Below are 14,818 nucleotides of genomic sequence, written 5' to 3'. Positions count from 1 at the left end.
CCACTAATATCCAAAAAGTAAGAACAAATGAAAGTCATCATAGCAGAAAAACCGAGCGTAGCTCGTGAAATCGCCCGTGTCGTTCGGGCAACCAACAAGAAGAACGGTTATATTGAAGGAGGCGGCTATGCCGTCACTTGGGCACTGGGGCACCTGATAACGGCAGCCATGCCCGAAGCCTACGGCATCAAGGGTTTCCACAAAGAGAACCTGCCGATTCTTCCTCCCGTCTTTACCCTTATTCCCCGTCAGATAAAGGAGGGCAAAGGTTATAAAGCCGACCCTGCGGCAGTAGCCCAACTCAAAGTCATCGAAAAACTCTTCCGGGAATGCGAGGGCATTATCGTAGCCACCGATGCAGGAAGAGAAGGTGAGTTAATCTTCAGGTTCATCTACGAGTATCTCGGCATCGCCAAACCCTTCGACCGTTTGTGGATCAGTTCGCTTACGGACAAAGCCATCAAAGAGGGACTTGCCCATCTGCAAAGCGGAGCGGCGTATGACAATCTCTATTATGCCGCCCGTGCCCGCAGCGAAGCCGACTGGTTAGTGGGCATCAATGCCACCCAAGCCATATCCATTGCGGCAGGACGAGGCACTTATTCATTGGGCAGGGTGCAGACTCCGACCCTCTGTATGGTCTGTTCCCGTTTCTTGGAGAACAAGAAGTTCGAGCCACAGCCATTCTGGCAACTCAGCCTTACCGTAAAGGAAGGTGATGAGAGTTTCCGTTTCTCCTCCGCCGACCGCTGGTTCGATAAGGCAAAAGCCACCGCCCTGTATGATAAACTCAAACAGGCTCCTTATGCCACTGTAGAAACGATTGTGCGCAAGGAGACCAAGCAGGAGCCACCGCTTCTGTATGATTTGACCACTTTACAGAAAGAAGCGAACAGCCGGTTCGGCTATTCGGCGGAACAGACCCTTTCCTTGGCGCAGAAACTCTATGAGAAGGCATACATCACCTATCCTCGCACGGGCAGCCGATATATTCCCGAAGATGTCTTTGCCGAAATACCTGCCCTGATAGCCTTTTTACACGACCATCCCGTCTGGGGTGTCCATGCCCGCCGACTGACCGAACTTAATGCGCATTCGGTGGACGGTGGAAAAGCCAATCAACTTTGACCCTTTTGGCCAAACGTTTTTGCCCCCTTTGGGCACAATAAAATTGACCCTTTTGGCTCAAATAAGAATACCCCCCTTAGGTAACAGTGGCCATTGATTTTTATGTAGATTTGTGACACCCGAGTCCTGGTGTAACGGGTTAACCATAAAATCTACATATATGAATAAAAGAATTAAAAGCATTTTAAGATGCTATGCCTCAGGTATGGGAATCAAAGAAATGGCTTGTACGTTTTGTATTTCCCGTAACACGGTTCGTAAGTATGTCCGCCATTTTCTTTCAAGCGGTAAAAGTATCGAAGAGCTCCTTACTTATTCCGATAGGCAGCTGGATGAGATATTCGGTAATACATCGCTCCGTCATCGTGAACCTTCTTCCAAAAGGGTTGAATTGGAAGCGTTGCTTCCCGATTATGTATCTCAATTATCACGTAAAGGGATGAGTGTGAGAAAATTATTCAAGAAGTATCATGCTGCGTATCCTGACGGCTATGGGCTATCATCTTTCAAGCGGATTATCCGCGAATACAGATTTCGCATCAAGGTTGTCGGTCATGTAGAGCATTATTCCGCAGACCAGATGTATGTTGATTTTGCCGGCGACAAACTTGAAGTTGTCGATGAGATGACGGGCGAGACGAAGAAGTCCGAGGTATTCGTTGCCATCCTTCCGTTCAGCCATTACACCTACTGCGAGGCCGTATGGTCTCAACGCAAGGAAGATTTGATAAGGGGGTGCGAGAATGCCATGTATTATTTTGAAGGTGTTCCTGCGGCCATTGTACCCGACAACTTGAAGGCTGCCGTAACGAGAAGCGACCGTAACGAGCCTGTCATCAATGAGGATTTCGCCGCCTTCGCCGAACACTACGGTTGCGCTGTCTATCCCGCCCGTGTGCGCCATCCCAAGGACAAGGCCTTGGTTGAAAATGCGGTGAAGCTGCTCTACCGATCCGTTTACTTTGAAATAGAAGGAATGACATTTACAAGTCTGGATGAGCTCAATGCCGCCATCCGTGTTTCCTTGCAGAAGTTCAATGGGAAGGTGATGGCCGGTCGGGAAATGTCGCGCAGGGAAATGTTCCTGCGTGGCGAAAAAGACTATCTCCGTCCGCTTCCCCAGCAACGTTACATAGTGAAGGAGAGGAAAGTAATGACCGTTGGCAAGAACTCTTATGTTTCGTTGTTCAAGCACCATTACAGCGTTCCGAGAGAATATGTAGGAAGACGCGTAACGATGCTCTACGATGCCGACACGGTGGAAATCTATTGTGGTATGAATCTTGTTGCCACACACGGCCGCTGTGATATTCCCTATACCTATTCATGGAAAAGGAGCACAACTTGCCTGGGCACTACGGCCCTTATGACAAGGATCTGGATGAACTCTTCCGGCAAGCCTCAGAAATGGATAATATCGTTTTGAATTATCTTCGTGAAGTGGAACGAACCATGCAATATCCCCCAAAAGCGTTCAGATCATGTCGGGGCATTCTGGCTCTGGAAAAGAAATACGGCCGTGACCGTCTCATCGCAGCATGCGCATGCGCAGACCAGAAGCTGCAATACGGTTACCAAGCCTTACGAGAGGTGCTGGGATTGGGAGAAGATGCCGACTTCCTTCCCGATGAGGACGGAACAATACAGCCTCATGCAATTCCTATCACTCCGTTGAAACACAAGAATATACGTGGAAGTGAATACTACCAAAAAGAAAAGTCAGGACAATAAAAACGATATCATATGCAAACAAACAATAAAACAGCTCCTATTACGGGGCAACAAGATCAGAATACCATATCATTGGAGCTGATGAACCGAATGAAATTACACGGTATGGCAGAGGCCTTCCGGGAAAGCCTTGCCGGGACCACTACACAGTCAATGACAGCCGATACATTCCTTTCCATGCTCCTTGCACGCGAATGGGACTATCGTGCCCAGGCTGCCATCACAAGGCTTACCAAGAATGCAGCATTCCGATACAAGGCCTATGTCGAACAGATTGATTATGCTGTAAACAGAGGGCTGGACCGTAATCAGATGGAACGTCTTGCTACTCTTGACTTTGTACACAAAGGACAGAATCTTTTCATTACAGGTTCTTCAGGTACGGGCAAAAGCTATCTGGCTTGCGCCTTAGGCCACGAGGCGTGTAAAAGAGGAATCAGAACACTCTATGCCAATGCACCCAAAATGCTTGGTATACTAAAAGTCGCCAAGATTAAAGGGATGCTTGAAACAGAACTCAAAAAGATAGAACGCTGTCAGTTGCTCATCCTCGATGACCTGTTCCTCGTACCCCTTGATGCAAAGGAACGTCCCATACTGCTTGAAATCATTGAAGACAGGCATGAAAGGAAATCCATCATCATCACCTCGCAGTATCCCCCGTCCAACTGGTATGATATGATAGGAGACCCGACCATTGCCGATGCCATCCTTGACCGTATCATCCACACGGCTCATAACATAGAACTGAATGGTGAAAGTATGCGTAAATTAAGATCAAAGAATAACCGAGAAGTTTAAAAGGGTAAAATAAGATTGACCCCTATCACCAGGACTTTTAAAGGGTCAATTCTATTGTGCCCAAAGGGGGCAAATTCTGTTTGGCCAAAAGGGTCAAAGTTGATTGGCTTTTCCAAACTGGGAAAGGAGTTTGTGATTTCCGCTCAGCGCAAGGGACAATACGTGGTTGCATGCGATTCGTATGCCGGAGCACCTGCCATGCAGGTGGCGGACGAAAGCGAAATTTTCAGTATGTTGGATGGAGAGGCTTTGGAAGGTGTGGTTCGTAAGCATCGGCCGGACATCATCGTGCCGGAAATCGAGGCGATTCGTACGGAGTGCTTGTATGATTTTGAGAAAGAAGGTATTCAGGTAGTACCCAGCGCGCGTGCGGTGAACTTTACCATGAATCGCAAGGCCATACGCGATTTAGCCGCTAAAGAATTGGGACTGAAGACTGCCAATTATTTCTACGCCAAATCTTTGGAGGAATTGAAAGAGGCGGCCGAGAAAATAGGCTACCCTTGTGTGGTAAAACCGTTGATGTCCTCTTCAGGCAAAGGGCAGTCGCTCGTGAAGAGTGCCGATGAGCTGGAACATGCGTGGGAATATGGTTGCAACGGTAGCCGTGGGGATATCAAGGAACTTATCATAGAGGAGTTTATCAAGTTCGACAGTGAGATAACATTGCTTACCGTTACGCAGAAAGACGGACCGACTTTATTTTGTCCCCCCATCGGCCATGTGCAAAAGGGAGGCGATTATCGCGAAAGTTTTCAACCTGCCCATATCGAGCCTGCTCACTTGAAAGAGGCGCAAGAGATGGCGGAGAAAGTGACCCGTGCTTTGACCGGTGCCGGGTTGTGGGGAGTGGAATTCTTCCTGAGCCATGAGAATGGCGTTTATTTTTCAGAACTTTCTCCTCGCCCGCACGATACGGGTATGGTGACGCTGGCAGGTACGCAAAACCTGAATGAGTTCGAGCTTCATCTGCGAGCCGTGCTCGGTTTACCTATTCCGAGTATCAAGCAGGAGCATATAGGCGCGAGTGCCGTCATCCTTTCTTCAATATCCAGTCAGGAGTATCCCGATTACCGAGGATTGGAAGAAGTGACCAAAGAAGAAGATACGTATCTGCGCATTTTCGGCAAGCCGACTACCCGGGTAAATCGTCGTATGGGCGTGGTGTTGTGTTATGCACCGCTTGACGGTGATCTTGATGCGCTGCGCGACAAGACGAAGCGTATTGCCGCCAAAGTGGAGGTGTGCTAAGAGCGGTTGACGGGTTAGTGATTAGTGTGGGAAGGTATCTAACTTTTAGGGTGCAGTTCATTGTTGTAAGGTAGTATATATCGTTTCAAAGATGAATCGGGCAGGGTTACATATCGCCGAGCTTGCCTTTGTATATAAACGCTTTCTTCCCGAAATCCACATCGGGTAGCAGGGCGTCTGCTTTGAACAGCCCGTAAACCGATGAGCCTGAACCGCTCATGGAAGCATAGATGGCTCCTTGTCTGTACATCTCCTCTTTGATGGCTTCGATGGCGGGGAACTGCGGGAATACGCTTTCTTCAAAGTCATTGACCATGTGCCCTTTCCACTCTTCTATGGGTAGCTCGATGACTTGCTTCAAGGATAGTGTCGGGCGATGAGGCTTTATCTTGGCAAACGCGTCTTTGGTGGAAACGAAAACATCCGGTTTGACCAACCATATCTGATACCCTTCCAGAGAGAGCGTGACAGGGGAGAAGATGTTTCCGATTCCTTCGGCATAGGTCGGGCGGTTTTTTATGAAGAATGCACAATCCGCTCCGAGTTTTGCCGCATAATCCTCTAATGCTTCGTCCGTCAATCCAAGACCGAACTTCTCGTTCAGCAGTTTCAGCATGAAGGCGCCATCTGCCGAACCTCCTCCCAGTCCTGCGCCCAAAGGAATGCGTTTGAACAGATGAATGTCTACGGGAGGAAGATTGAATTCGGCATCGAGCAGCCTATAGGCTTTTACCACCAGATTGTTTTCCGCTTCTCCGGCAATTTCCAATCCTGCCTGATGCAAGCGGAACTTGGTGTTGCCTTCGTTCAGAATGTTTATTTCCAGCGCATCTTCCACGGGGATAGGGTAAAAGATGGTTTCCAGATTATGATATCCGTCGGGACGTTTTTCTGTGATGTTCAATCCCAGATTGATTTTTGCGTTCGGAAAAGTCAGCATGGTACAATTATCGAGTTATAGAGTTCATGAAACATGATTCGGAGACAAAGTTAACCATTTCTGTTTATAGTAGATTGATAACTTGACCATGAATTGTTGATTCCTATAAATAAAAATAGCTTATCTTTGCTTCCCCTTTCCAAAAACAGAGGGTTATCGGATTATAATATTAAAAGAATAGAAGTGGCAGAACAAAGAAGAACATCCCGAACTCCCAAAAGTAAGGCACCGCAGCCTGTCAATGACTACGGACGCATACAACCGCAGGCTCCGGAACTGGAAGAGGCTGTGTTGGGCGCCTTGATGATTGAGAAAGACGCATATTCGTTGGTCAGTGAAATTCTCCGTCCGGAGTCTTTTTACGAACACAGGCATCAGTTGATATATTCAGCAATTACCGATTTGGCCGTAAACCAAAAGCCGGTGGATATTCTCACTGTGAAAGAACAGCTTGCCAAGAAAGGAGTGCTGGAGGAAGTGGGCGGGCCGTTTTATATCACCCAGTTAAGCAGTAAGGTGGCTTCTTCGGCACATATAGAATATCATGCGCGTATCATTGCCCAGAAATCGTTGGCCCGCGAACTGATAACCTTCACCAGCAATATTCAGAGCAAGGCTTTTGATGAGACATTGGATGTGGACGATTTGATGCAGGAAGCTGAAGGCAAGCTGTTCGAGATTTCTCAGCAGAACATGAAGAAGGATTATACGCAGATTAATCCTGTCATTGCCGAAGCGTATGACCTGATTCAGAAAGCGGCTGCCCGTACCGATGGTTTGAGTGGGTTGGAGAGCGGATTTACCAAGCTGGACAAGATGACTTCCGGCTGGCAGAAATCGGATCTTATTATCATCGCCGCCCGTCCCGCCATGGGTAAAACGGCGTTTGTGCTTTCTATGGCAAAGAATATTGCCGTGAATTTCCACAATCCCGTAGCGCTGTTCTCTCTGGAAATGAGCAACGTACAGCTGGTGAACCGTTTGATATCCAATGTGTGCGAAATTCCGAGCGAGAAAATCAAGAGCGGCCAGTTGGCGGATTACGAATGGCAACAGTTGGACTATAAGCTGCGCGATTTGCTGGATGCTCCACTGTATGTGGATGATACGCCTTCACTGTCGGTCTTCGAGCTCCGTACGAAAGCCCGCCGCTTGGTGCGCGAACATGGGGTAAAGGTCATCATCATCGACTACCTTCAATTGATGAATGCAAGCGGTATGTCGTTTGGCAGTCGTCAGGAAGAGGTCAGTACCATTTCCCGTTCGCTGAAAGGGTTGGCGAAGGAGTTGAATATTCCCATCATTGCCCTGTCGCAGTTGAATCGTGGTGTGGAGAACCGTGAAGGCGAGGAGGGAAAACGTCCCCAGTTGAGCGACCTCCGCGAATCCGGAGCCATCGAGCAGGATGCCGATATGGTGTGCTTCATTCACCGCCCGGAATATTATAAGATATACACCTCTGCCGACGGTACGGATTTGCGTGGCATGGCGGAGATTATCATAGCCAAGCATCGTAACGGTGCTGTGGGCGATGTGCGTCTGCGTTTTATCGGACAGTACACCCGTTTCCAGAATCCGGAGGATGATATGGTCATCCCATTGCCTTCTGAGGGTGGTGGAACCACGCGCGGTTCGCGCATGAATGCACCCATAGGAAGCATTGCCGCACCGCCCCCTCCTTCTTCTGCCGATTTCATGCCGCAGACAGACAACCCGTTTGGCGGAGTGGGTTCGGACGGGCCATTGCCTTTCTGAAAATATCCTGTGGGCAGAGTAAACACAAAGTGCGGGCTTATGCTTCCTAATGTGCGGGCGGAGCAAGTGTAAAGTGCGGGCATACGGGCGATGAAGTGTGGGCTTACAGGCAGTGAAGTGTGGGCGGAAGAGAGCTTAGGTGTGGGCAGAGAATCGGAAGCTTGAAGCAGAAAAAATTACTCTTCCCTGTTCCGTTTGGACTGAGCTTCGGGAGGTGTTTGGGGCAGTTGCCCGGAAGCAGTATCCTTGTTGGCTACGGGTAACGATTCATCTGAGGCGGTTTTCTGCTTTTTCTTCAGTTTTCTCAGTTTCCATTTATTCCAGAAAAGAAGCTCCTTCCATCTGCTGAAATCTTTTTTGAAGATGATACCGATGCCTTGAGTCGTCAGGTTGGTTCGGGTGTAGTAGCGGTCGTTTGTTTCGTTGTATGCCTTTAGGCGAATGTCACCGGAACGATTGACAAGCCATTCGGCATTGAAGTCTCCCACAAAATTGGTGTTCGCCATCGGGTTCTCCCGATAGCCGAAATTGCCATTGATGAGCAGGCGGTTGTTCAGTAATTGCCCCGAAAGCATGGTCTCGAACTCTACATCCGTCCATCCTCTTTCTCCTGTGCTGAAATTAGTTCCGAAATTCCAGTTGTTGAGATTGATAATGTTCGATAGGGCATTGTTCAACTGTCCGGAAAGCGTGGACGACACTACGCTCGACATCATGTTCGAGTTTTGTGTGGCACCCAGATTTTCCGGAGTATAGAACTTTCCGATGGTCAACAAGTAGAGTATCTGCATGTTCATCTGTTCGTCGGTAGGGATGTAGTTGCGCACGATGGCCTGCACCTCGTCTCGTTCGTTGGGCAACTCGATGTCGAATTTTATGTTCGGAGAAGTCAGTTGTCCGGTCAGCCCCATGATGCAGTTCACCTTGACATTGGTTTTGCTGATATACTCCAAAGCGCTTGCATCATTGGGCATCAGGTCGTTCAACGATGCTGAGTTCACCATGTAGCCGGCTGTAATGTTCAGAGAGGCATCGAGCGGTGGGCCGTTGAAGCTGATGCTACTTCCGTTCTTTATGGTAAAGTCCTTACGGAATACCTCTTGCAGACTGAATTTATAGATTCCTTGACTGATTTGATAATTGCCAAACAGTTTCACATCTCCTTTGTTGAAGAATTCGGTGCGGATGTTTCCGCTACCTTTTCCGCTGATGTAATCGCCGGCAATGGGGTTCATGATGATTCTCATGGTTGCATCGGGAGTGGCATCTACCAACAGATTCAGACGAATATCCGCATCTCCTTTTTCCTCCTCTTCTTCTACCGCTCTTTGTGCCATCTCGTATTCGGAAAGGCGGACAGAGTCTTGTACTGCACGACGTGGGGTCTTGTCGACAAAACGTATGAATTGGCTGTTGACTGCCGTAGACACATTGTCTTTGATGTATGTAAAGTGGGTGTTGCGGTCAGTGGTCATTGCAACGTCTATGTTCACGCCATCTTGAGGATTCCCGGCAATGGTGGCATTGCCCGTGCCATAGACGGTGCCGTAAAAAGGATAGTCGGGTGACTCTTTGGTGTTCATCATCAACATATTATTGATGTTGAAATGAAAGCGGTACTCCAAATCTTTGAAGTGCCGGTAGTGCAGATAGCCGTTCACCCTTCCTTGGTGTTCCTGTGTGTCGAAAATGCGGTTGTTGTTGAAAGTCAGTCCCTCCGGCTCTATGTAGATGCTGTCTTTTAAGGAGAAAGTGGTGTTGAGCACATCAATTTTCATGGATGCATCGGCAAACACACGCCCTTGCATGGTCAAGGCCTTGAATTTTCCATAAAAGTGCACGTTCCCGGTGGCACGTCCGTTGAATTCGGGAGTAATGCTGTTCATATAGTAATGAATGAACTTCAAATTGGTGTTTTTCGCTTCAATTTGAAGGTCGAGCGCGCTGGTAGGTTTCAGCGGATAGATATAACCTTGTACGTGGCTTTGGGCTATCTCTTTTTCGCGGATGTGTGCGTCCAGATAAATACCTTTCACGTCGTGATGCCATTCTCCATGTATATTGGCATCGCCCAGCAGTCCGTTGTTCAGTCCGAGGTTACGGATGAACAGATCGGTACTCATCACCGGCTTTTCCAAGACACCACTGGCAAAGGCCGGACCGGTGGCTTCTCCTTTGAAATCCACTCCGAGATCTGCTATGTCGAACACATAACCTATATTGACCTCCTTCAAATCCAGACGAACAGTGTCTTCCGGCTCTTTTGAGACCACCCCGTTGATGCGGAGGTGACGGTCTTTGTGGCTGAAAAAGAAATCGTTGACGTGCACCTTTCCGGAATCGATCATTACCGTAGAAGGATGTATGTTCCACAACGTATCATTGATGATCACATTTGTGGGACGGATGTCTATGATGGCTTTCAACGGTGGCAGGTGTATTTGGCCTTCTTTCTTTTGTTGCCGAATGAAGTGTGCCACGGTGGCAAGTTTGCCACTGTAAGTATCCTTGCTGCTGTTGCCCCAATTCAATGTGGTTCGGATACTGTCGTTTTGCGCTTCTGCCTCCAAGGCCACGTTCATGGCGCCGCCTGATTGGAGATTGTTGAAGCGCAAACTGGCATGAAAGCGGTCGCCGGGATTTTCGCAAAGAAACATGCCGGATTCAATGAAATTCTCTTTGTATCGGAAACGAGGAAAATACCCTTCCACCCGAAGACGTTGTGCCTTGTCGTTGAAGTATCCCTTGATGGTGGAGTGCGTGTATATCTTGATTGGGATCTGAAAAACGGTAGAGAGCAGCTCCGTGTCGTAGACATGTACATCAAAAAGGAAATTGTTTTCCGTTTTCATCGGTTTCTTGTCGGGCAGGATGATAGTAGGAAGGTAGCGCCGTGTGATATTCAGTACGCTGGCAGGCAGTGTGCGATAAGAATAGTCGCCCTCAATACGGCTCTGAAGAAATTTAGACTGTATGGTCAGGCATTTCCGATGCTCGTTTTCCTTTACGGCAGATATCTTCATGTTATCCATAAAGTATTGCGTTTCAGGAGCGATGAATTGCAGACTGTCAATGTTTATTTCACCAATCATTTCGTCGATGGAACCACCGGTGAAATCGGCATTCAGCTTGACCGATATTTCCGTGTCTTTATAGTCGGGAGTGAGATGCAGCGTATGCGGACGAAGCTTGCTGATGCTCGCACGGAAATTGAAAGTAGGCACTTGGCTGGCGGTGTTGATGACACCGTTCAGTACGATGGAGCCATTAGGGTCGTCCAATGCTGCTTTCCCGGTGAATCCTCCTTGCTTGTATTCTCCGTCCAGTGTAATGTTTTCGTAGGTGTAGTTGCTATAATCGATGGAAGCTATCAGCCCTTTCAATAGCATGGACGGGTACTTCTTGTTGTGATGATTGCCGTTGATGTTCAAATTGAAAGTGACCTTTCCGAAAGCGTCATTGTCCAATACTTTGCCCAGCTCAAAATCTTTAGTCTCCACCGCTCCCGAATAGGCGAAATATCCTTTTTCCTTGTCGGAACTGAGTTTTACATCTGTTTTAATGCTGCCGAGATCAGTCTCTACATTTCCGTATGCTACAAGCTCTCTGAAATAGCCTGACACTTCGCCGCGAAATGAAATGGCTCCAAGGCGTTGCAGGGAAGGAGGAACACCGTTGTAGTTTTCGCTGAAGTTCCGGACAAAGAAAGCAATCCCATCAGGGTCGGCATACAAGCGCGACAGGTGGCCGAATAAATAGGAACTCTCGGGATTGGAGAGGTCTTGAAGAGATACCTCTCCTTTTAAATGGAAATGGTTTCCTGCCGAAACGGACAGAAGCGGACAGTTCAGCTGGTCGATGCTGCCATTGGACTTTACTTCCACTTCCAGCTTTTCTTTAAAAGGCCGGAAAGCGGGAACAAAGGCCGACAGGTCTTTTAAGGCGATTTGGGAAGGCAGCATATGAAACGAAAAACGTACATCTTGGGCAAAATTGCCAAAGGCTCCCAGACTGTCATATTCCATGCGTATCGTGTCCATAGCCAAAGACGTATTCGGGAGGTCGATGGCAAAATTCTCTATCTTCATCTGCCGGTTATTGCCGATGACCCTGAGGCTTAGCTTTTTCAATTCAAATCCGGAGCGTTCCTCTTCAATGCTCAGTCTTTTGATGGCCGCATTGATGGAATCGCTTTGCAAGGCTTTGAGAGAAATATTGGCAATGATGTTTCGCAAACGAATGTGCTGCGGGTTGAATCTTTCGGGTGTCTCTTTTTCGGAAAGAACGTCATACGATATTTTTCCGCGACGAACCAGCAGTGAGTTTATGCGAAGAGTCTGGTTGTTCTGCTTTTGAACGGTATCTTTAGGAGCAAGTGCGTCGAGTACGAACCGGAAGTTAGGTTCGGCTTCGGGAGTCTGCTTGTAGAGATTGACATTGAAGCCGAACAGCTGTACGCTACTGATGGATATCTTACCGTTGAACAGCGGAAGAATATCGAATTTAGCTGAAAGGCGGGTTACTTTTACCATTTCTTTTCCCGACCGGTCGTCCAACAGCAAGTCATCAATGATGATTCTATTCAACAGCCCCATGTCGATTCGGCCGATGGTGAGGCGACTGCCCAAGATGGAAGAGAGTTCGTCGGCCACAAGTATGGACATGTTTTGCTGGACATACGGAATGTTCAACAATATGATGGTACCGATGTACAATCCCAGTACGATGCCAAGTACCCAACGCACAACCCTTTTAAGCTTTCTGATAGGCGGTTAATTTTTATAATCAGCCAACAAAAATATGAAATAATACGTTACGAATCGTACTTTTATCACTACTTTTGCGGTGTTTAAACGTAAATAAACATTATGAGTACAATTATTTTGGGAATAGAATCTTCCTGTGACGATACTTCGGCGGCAATCATCAAAGACGGCTACTTGCTTTCGAATGTGGTAGCCGGTCAGGCTGTACACGAAGCGTATGGCGGTGTTGTGCCCGAATTGGCTTCTCGTGCACATCAGCAAAATATTGTTCCGGTGGTGCATGAAGCGCTGAAACGTGCCGGAGTGACCAAAGAAGAATTGAGCGCCGTGGCTTTTACCCGTGGTCCGGGGTTGATGGGCTCTTTGCTGGTTGGCGTGTCTTTTGCCAAAGGTTTTGCCCGTTCGCTTGGTATACCTATGGTTGATGTTAATCACCTGACAGGTCATGTATTAGCTCATTTCATTAAAGTGGAAGGTGAAGATAATGTGCAACCTCAATATCCTTTTCTTTGCCTGTTGGTTTCCGGTGGAAACTCTCAGATTATTCTGGTAAAAGCTTATAATGATATGGAAATCTTAGGGCAGACCATCGATGACGCTGCGGGTGAAGCCATTGATAAATGTTCTAAGGTGATGGGATTGGGTTATCCGGGAGGACCGATTATTGATAAGTTGGCTCGACAAGGAAACCCGAAAGCTTTTTTGTTCAGCAAACCGCATATCCCCGGATTGGATTATAGTTTCAGCGGCCTGAAAACCTCGTTCCTTTATTCTCTGCGCGAATGGATGAAGGAAGATCCCTACTTTATCGAACACCACAAAGCCGATCTGGCTGCCTCTTTGGAGGCCACTGTCGTGGATATCTTGATGGATAAGCTGCGCAAGGCCGCTAAAGAATATAAGATAAAGGAAGTGGCAGTGGCCGGAGGTGTCTCGGCCAATAATGGTTTGCGCAATGCTTTCCGTGAGCATGCCGAGAAGTATGGCTGGAACATCTTTATCCCTAAATTCAGTTATACGACAGACAATGCTGCCATGATAGCAGTTACGGGATATTTCAAGTTTCTGGACAAGGAATTCTGTCCAATGGAGGCACCTGCTTATTCGCGCGTCACTTTGTAGAGAGTAGGAAGTCCCTCTTGGCAGAGGGGGGGGCAGAGTGGTGGCTTGCGGAATGTATATTTATAGTAATATATGTATATGAAAATAGAAGAAGAGATTGGCCGGTTGTTGCTGGCAAAGAAATTGACCATTTCTTGTGCTGAAAGTTGTACAGGAGGAGGTATCGCTTCTTTGATAACTTCTGTTCCGGGCTGCTCGGACTACTTTGTGGGCAGTGTAGTGGCATATTCCAATGAAGTGAAAAAGGCGTTGTTGCATGTCTCTGCCGAAACGTTAGAAAAGTATGGAGCCGTAAGTGAAGAAACAGTTACGGAAATGGTGAAAGGAGCGATGAAATCGTTGAATTCTGACTGTGCGGTTGCCACTTCGGGCATTGCCGGTCCCGGAGGGGGTACTCCGGAGAAACCGGTGGGGACAATTTGGCTGGCTGCTGCCTATAAAAACGAAATTCTGACCATGAAACAAGAGGGGGATTTGGGAAGAACGGAAAATGTACAGAAAGCAATTCGAAACGTTCTTTTCCTGCTTTATAATAAGCTGAAATGAGGAAAAATGCTATTATACAGTGAATTATTTTGGGAAAAACTTGTTTGGTAACGATAAAAGTACTTACTTTGCGCTCTGTTTGAAATAGACAAAAAAGAAAACTATAAAAAATAAGATAGAAATGTCAAAGATTTGTCAAATTACCGGAAAGAAGGCCATGATTGGCAACAATGTTTCACACTCAAAGAGAAGAACAAAAAGAACCTTTGATTTGAACTTGTTTAACAAGAAGTTCTATTATGTAGAGCAGGATTGCTGGATCAGCCTGAGCATTTGCGCTAATGGTTTGCGCGTTATTAATAAAAAAGGACTGGACGCTGCTTTGAAAGATGCAGTAGCTAAAGGTTATTGTGATTGGAAAAGCATTAGAGTTATTGGCTAAAAAGTAGAGGAGAACACTGATTATGGCAAAAAAAGCGAAAGGTAACAGAGTACAGGTGGTTCTGGAATGTACAGAACACAAAGATAGCGGTATGCCGGGTACTTCTCGTTACATTACAACGAAGAATAGAAAGAATACAACTGAAAGATTGGAACTGAAGAAGTATAATCCTATCCTGAAGAAAGTGACAGTACACAAAGAAATTAAATAATATAGTATAACCCATGGCAAAGAAAACAGTAGCAAGTTTGCACGATGGAAATAAAGAAGGTCGTGCTTATACAAAGGTTATTAAAATGGTTAAGTCTCCGAAAACCGGTGCTTATTCCTTTGATGAACAAATGGTTCCCAACGAAAAGGTGCAAGACTTTTTCAAAAAATAAAAAAGATGAATGC

The 14,818-nt window shown here is 47.1% G+C and carries 10 protein-coding genes and 2 pseudogenes; 10 read left to right on the top strand and 2 right to left on the bottom strand.

Features of this window, described 5'->3' with window-relative positions:
• Window positions 1–27 precede the first annotated feature (27 nt).
• From C3V43_RS04555 to purT, 4 genes and pseudogenes are all read left to right on the top strand, one after another.
• Window positions 28–1,113: pseudogene (locus C3V43_RS04555) on the top strand (DNA topoisomerase); the annotation flags it as partial.
• 175 nt (window positions 1,114–1,288) lie between these two features.
• A pseudogene (istA, locus tag C3V43_RS04550) lies at window positions 1,289–2,859 on the top strand (IS21 family transposase).
• A gap of 12 nt (window positions 2,860–2,871) precedes the next feature.
• Complete coding sequence (gene istB / locus C3V43_RS04545) at window positions 2,872–3,660, top strand: IS21-like element helper ATPase IstB (protein ID WP_106068784.1); 789 nt, start codon at window positions 2,872–2,874, stop codon at window positions 3,658–3,660.
• Between the two features lie 99 nt (window positions 3,661–3,759).
• Window positions 3,760–4,911 (top strand): formate-dependent phosphoribosylglycinamide formyltransferase, encoded by a 1,152-nt coding sequence (purT, locus tag C3V43_RS04535; RefSeq protein WP_106068783.1) that lies wholly within the window; start codon window positions 3,760–3,762, stop codon window positions 4,909–4,911.
• A gap of 106 nt (window positions 4,912–5,017) precedes the next feature.
• Here purT and ispE read toward each other — a convergent pair whose 3' ends face one another.
• Window positions 5,018–5,851 (bottom strand): 4-(cytidine 5'-diphospho)-2-C-methyl-D-erythritol kinase, encoded by an 834-nt coding sequence (ispE, locus tag C3V43_RS04530; RefSeq protein WP_106068782.1) that lies wholly within the window; start codon window positions 5,849–5,851, stop codon window positions 5,018–5,020.
• Between the two features lie 183 nt (window positions 5,852–6,034).
• Between ispE and dnaB the strand changes: the two genes are divergently transcribed.
• Window positions 6,035–7,606: a replicative DNA helicase gene (dnaB, locus tag C3V43_RS04525; RefSeq protein WP_106070466.1), complete on the top strand. Its 1,572-nt coding sequence runs from the start codon at window positions 6,035–6,037 to the stop codon at window positions 7,604–7,606.
• A 176-nt stretch (window positions 7,607–7,782) separates the two neighbouring features.
• On the opposite strand, the gene C3V43_RS04520 is transcribed toward dnaB, so the two are convergent.
• Window positions 7,783–12,270: a translocation/assembly module TamB domain-containing protein gene (locus C3V43_RS04520; protein WP_106070465.1), complete on the bottom strand. Its 4,488-nt coding sequence runs from the start codon at window positions 12,268–12,270 to the stop codon at window positions 7,783–7,785.
• A gap of 204 nt (window positions 12,271–12,474) precedes the next feature.
• Between C3V43_RS04520 and tsaD the strand changes: the two genes are divergently transcribed.
• From tsaD to C3V43_RS04495, 5 genes are all read left to right on the top strand, one after another.
• Window positions 12,475–13,494: a tRNA (adenosine(37)-N6)-threonylcarbamoyltransferase complex transferase subunit TsaD gene (gene tsaD / locus C3V43_RS04515; RefSeq protein WP_106068781.1), complete on the top strand. Its 1,020-nt coding sequence runs from the start codon at window positions 12,475–12,477 to the stop codon at window positions 13,492–13,494.
• Window positions 13,495–13,572: 78 nt separating this feature from the next.
• Window positions 13,573–14,040 carry a CinA family protein gene (locus C3V43_RS04510; RefSeq protein WP_106070464.1) on the top strand — a complete coding sequence of 156 codons (468 nt, stop codon included), beginning with the start codon at window positions 13,573–13,575 and terminating at the stop codon, window positions 14,038–14,040.
• Window positions 14,041–14,161: 121 nt separating this feature from the next.
• Window positions 14,162–14,422 carry a 50S ribosomal protein L28 gene (gene rpmB, locus C3V43_RS04505; protein WP_106068780.1) on the top strand — a complete coding sequence of 87 codons (261 nt, stop codon included), beginning with the start codon at window positions 14,162–14,164 and terminating at the stop codon, window positions 14,420–14,422.
• A gap of 22 nt (window positions 14,423–14,444) precedes the next feature.
• A complete protein-coding gene (gene rpmG / locus C3V43_RS04500) occupies window positions 14,445–14,633 on the top strand; it encodes a 50S ribosomal protein L33 (RefSeq protein ID WP_106068779.1) in 189 nt (62 codons plus the stop codon).
• A gap of 13 nt (window positions 14,634–14,646) precedes the next feature.
• The gene (locus C3V43_RS04495; protein ID WP_106068778.1) at window positions 14,647–14,805 is read left to right on the top strand and encodes a DUF4295 domain-containing protein; all 159 of its coding nucleotides are present in this window, start codon (window positions 14,647–14,649) and stop codon (window positions 14,803–14,805) included.
• Window positions 14,806–14,818 lie beyond the last annotated feature (13 nt).

Origin of the sequence: Prevotella heparinolytica (genome assembly GCF_002998535.1) — a bacterium.
Lineage (GTDB): Bacteria > Bacteroidota > Bacteroidia > Bacteroidales > Bacteroidaceae > Bacteroides > Bacteroides heparinolyticus.
The sequence above is the reverse complement of the archived record's forward strand: the minus strand, read 5'-3'. Positions and strand labels throughout refer to the sequence as shown.

Excerpts from the sequence above, each read along its gene's own strand:
- C3V43_RS04510 (WP_106070464.1), top strand. The coding sequence starts at position 13,573 with ATGAAAATAGAAGAAGAGATTGGCCGGTTGTTGCTGGCAAAGAAATTG.
- C3V43_RS04495 (WP_106068778.1), top strand. The coding sequence starts at position 14,647 with ATGGCAAAGAAAACAGTAGCAAGTTTGCACGATGGAAATAAAGAAGGT.
- rpmB (WP_106068780.1), top strand. The coding sequence starts at position 14,162 with ATGTCAAAGATTTGTCAAATTACCGGAAAGAAGGCCATGATTGGCAAC.
- ispE (WP_106068782.1), bottom strand. The coding sequence starts at position 5,851 with ATGCTGACTTTTCCGAACGCAAAAATCAATCTGGGATTGAACATCACA.
- istB (WP_106068784.1), top strand. The coding sequence starts at position 2,872 with ATGCAAACAAACAATAAAACAGCTCCTATTACGGGGCAACAAGATCAG.
- rpmG (WP_106068779.1), top strand. The coding sequence starts at position 14,445 with ATGGCAAAAAAAGCGAAAGGTAACAGAGTACAGGTGGTTCTGGAATGT.
- tsaD (WP_106068781.1), top strand. The coding sequence starts at position 12,475 with ATGAGTACAATTATTTTGGGAATAGAATCTTCCTGTGACGATACTTCG.
- C3V43_RS04520 (WP_106070465.1), bottom strand. The coding sequence starts at position 12,270 with ATGTCCATACTTGTGGCCGACGAACTCTCTTCCATCTTGGGCAGTCGC.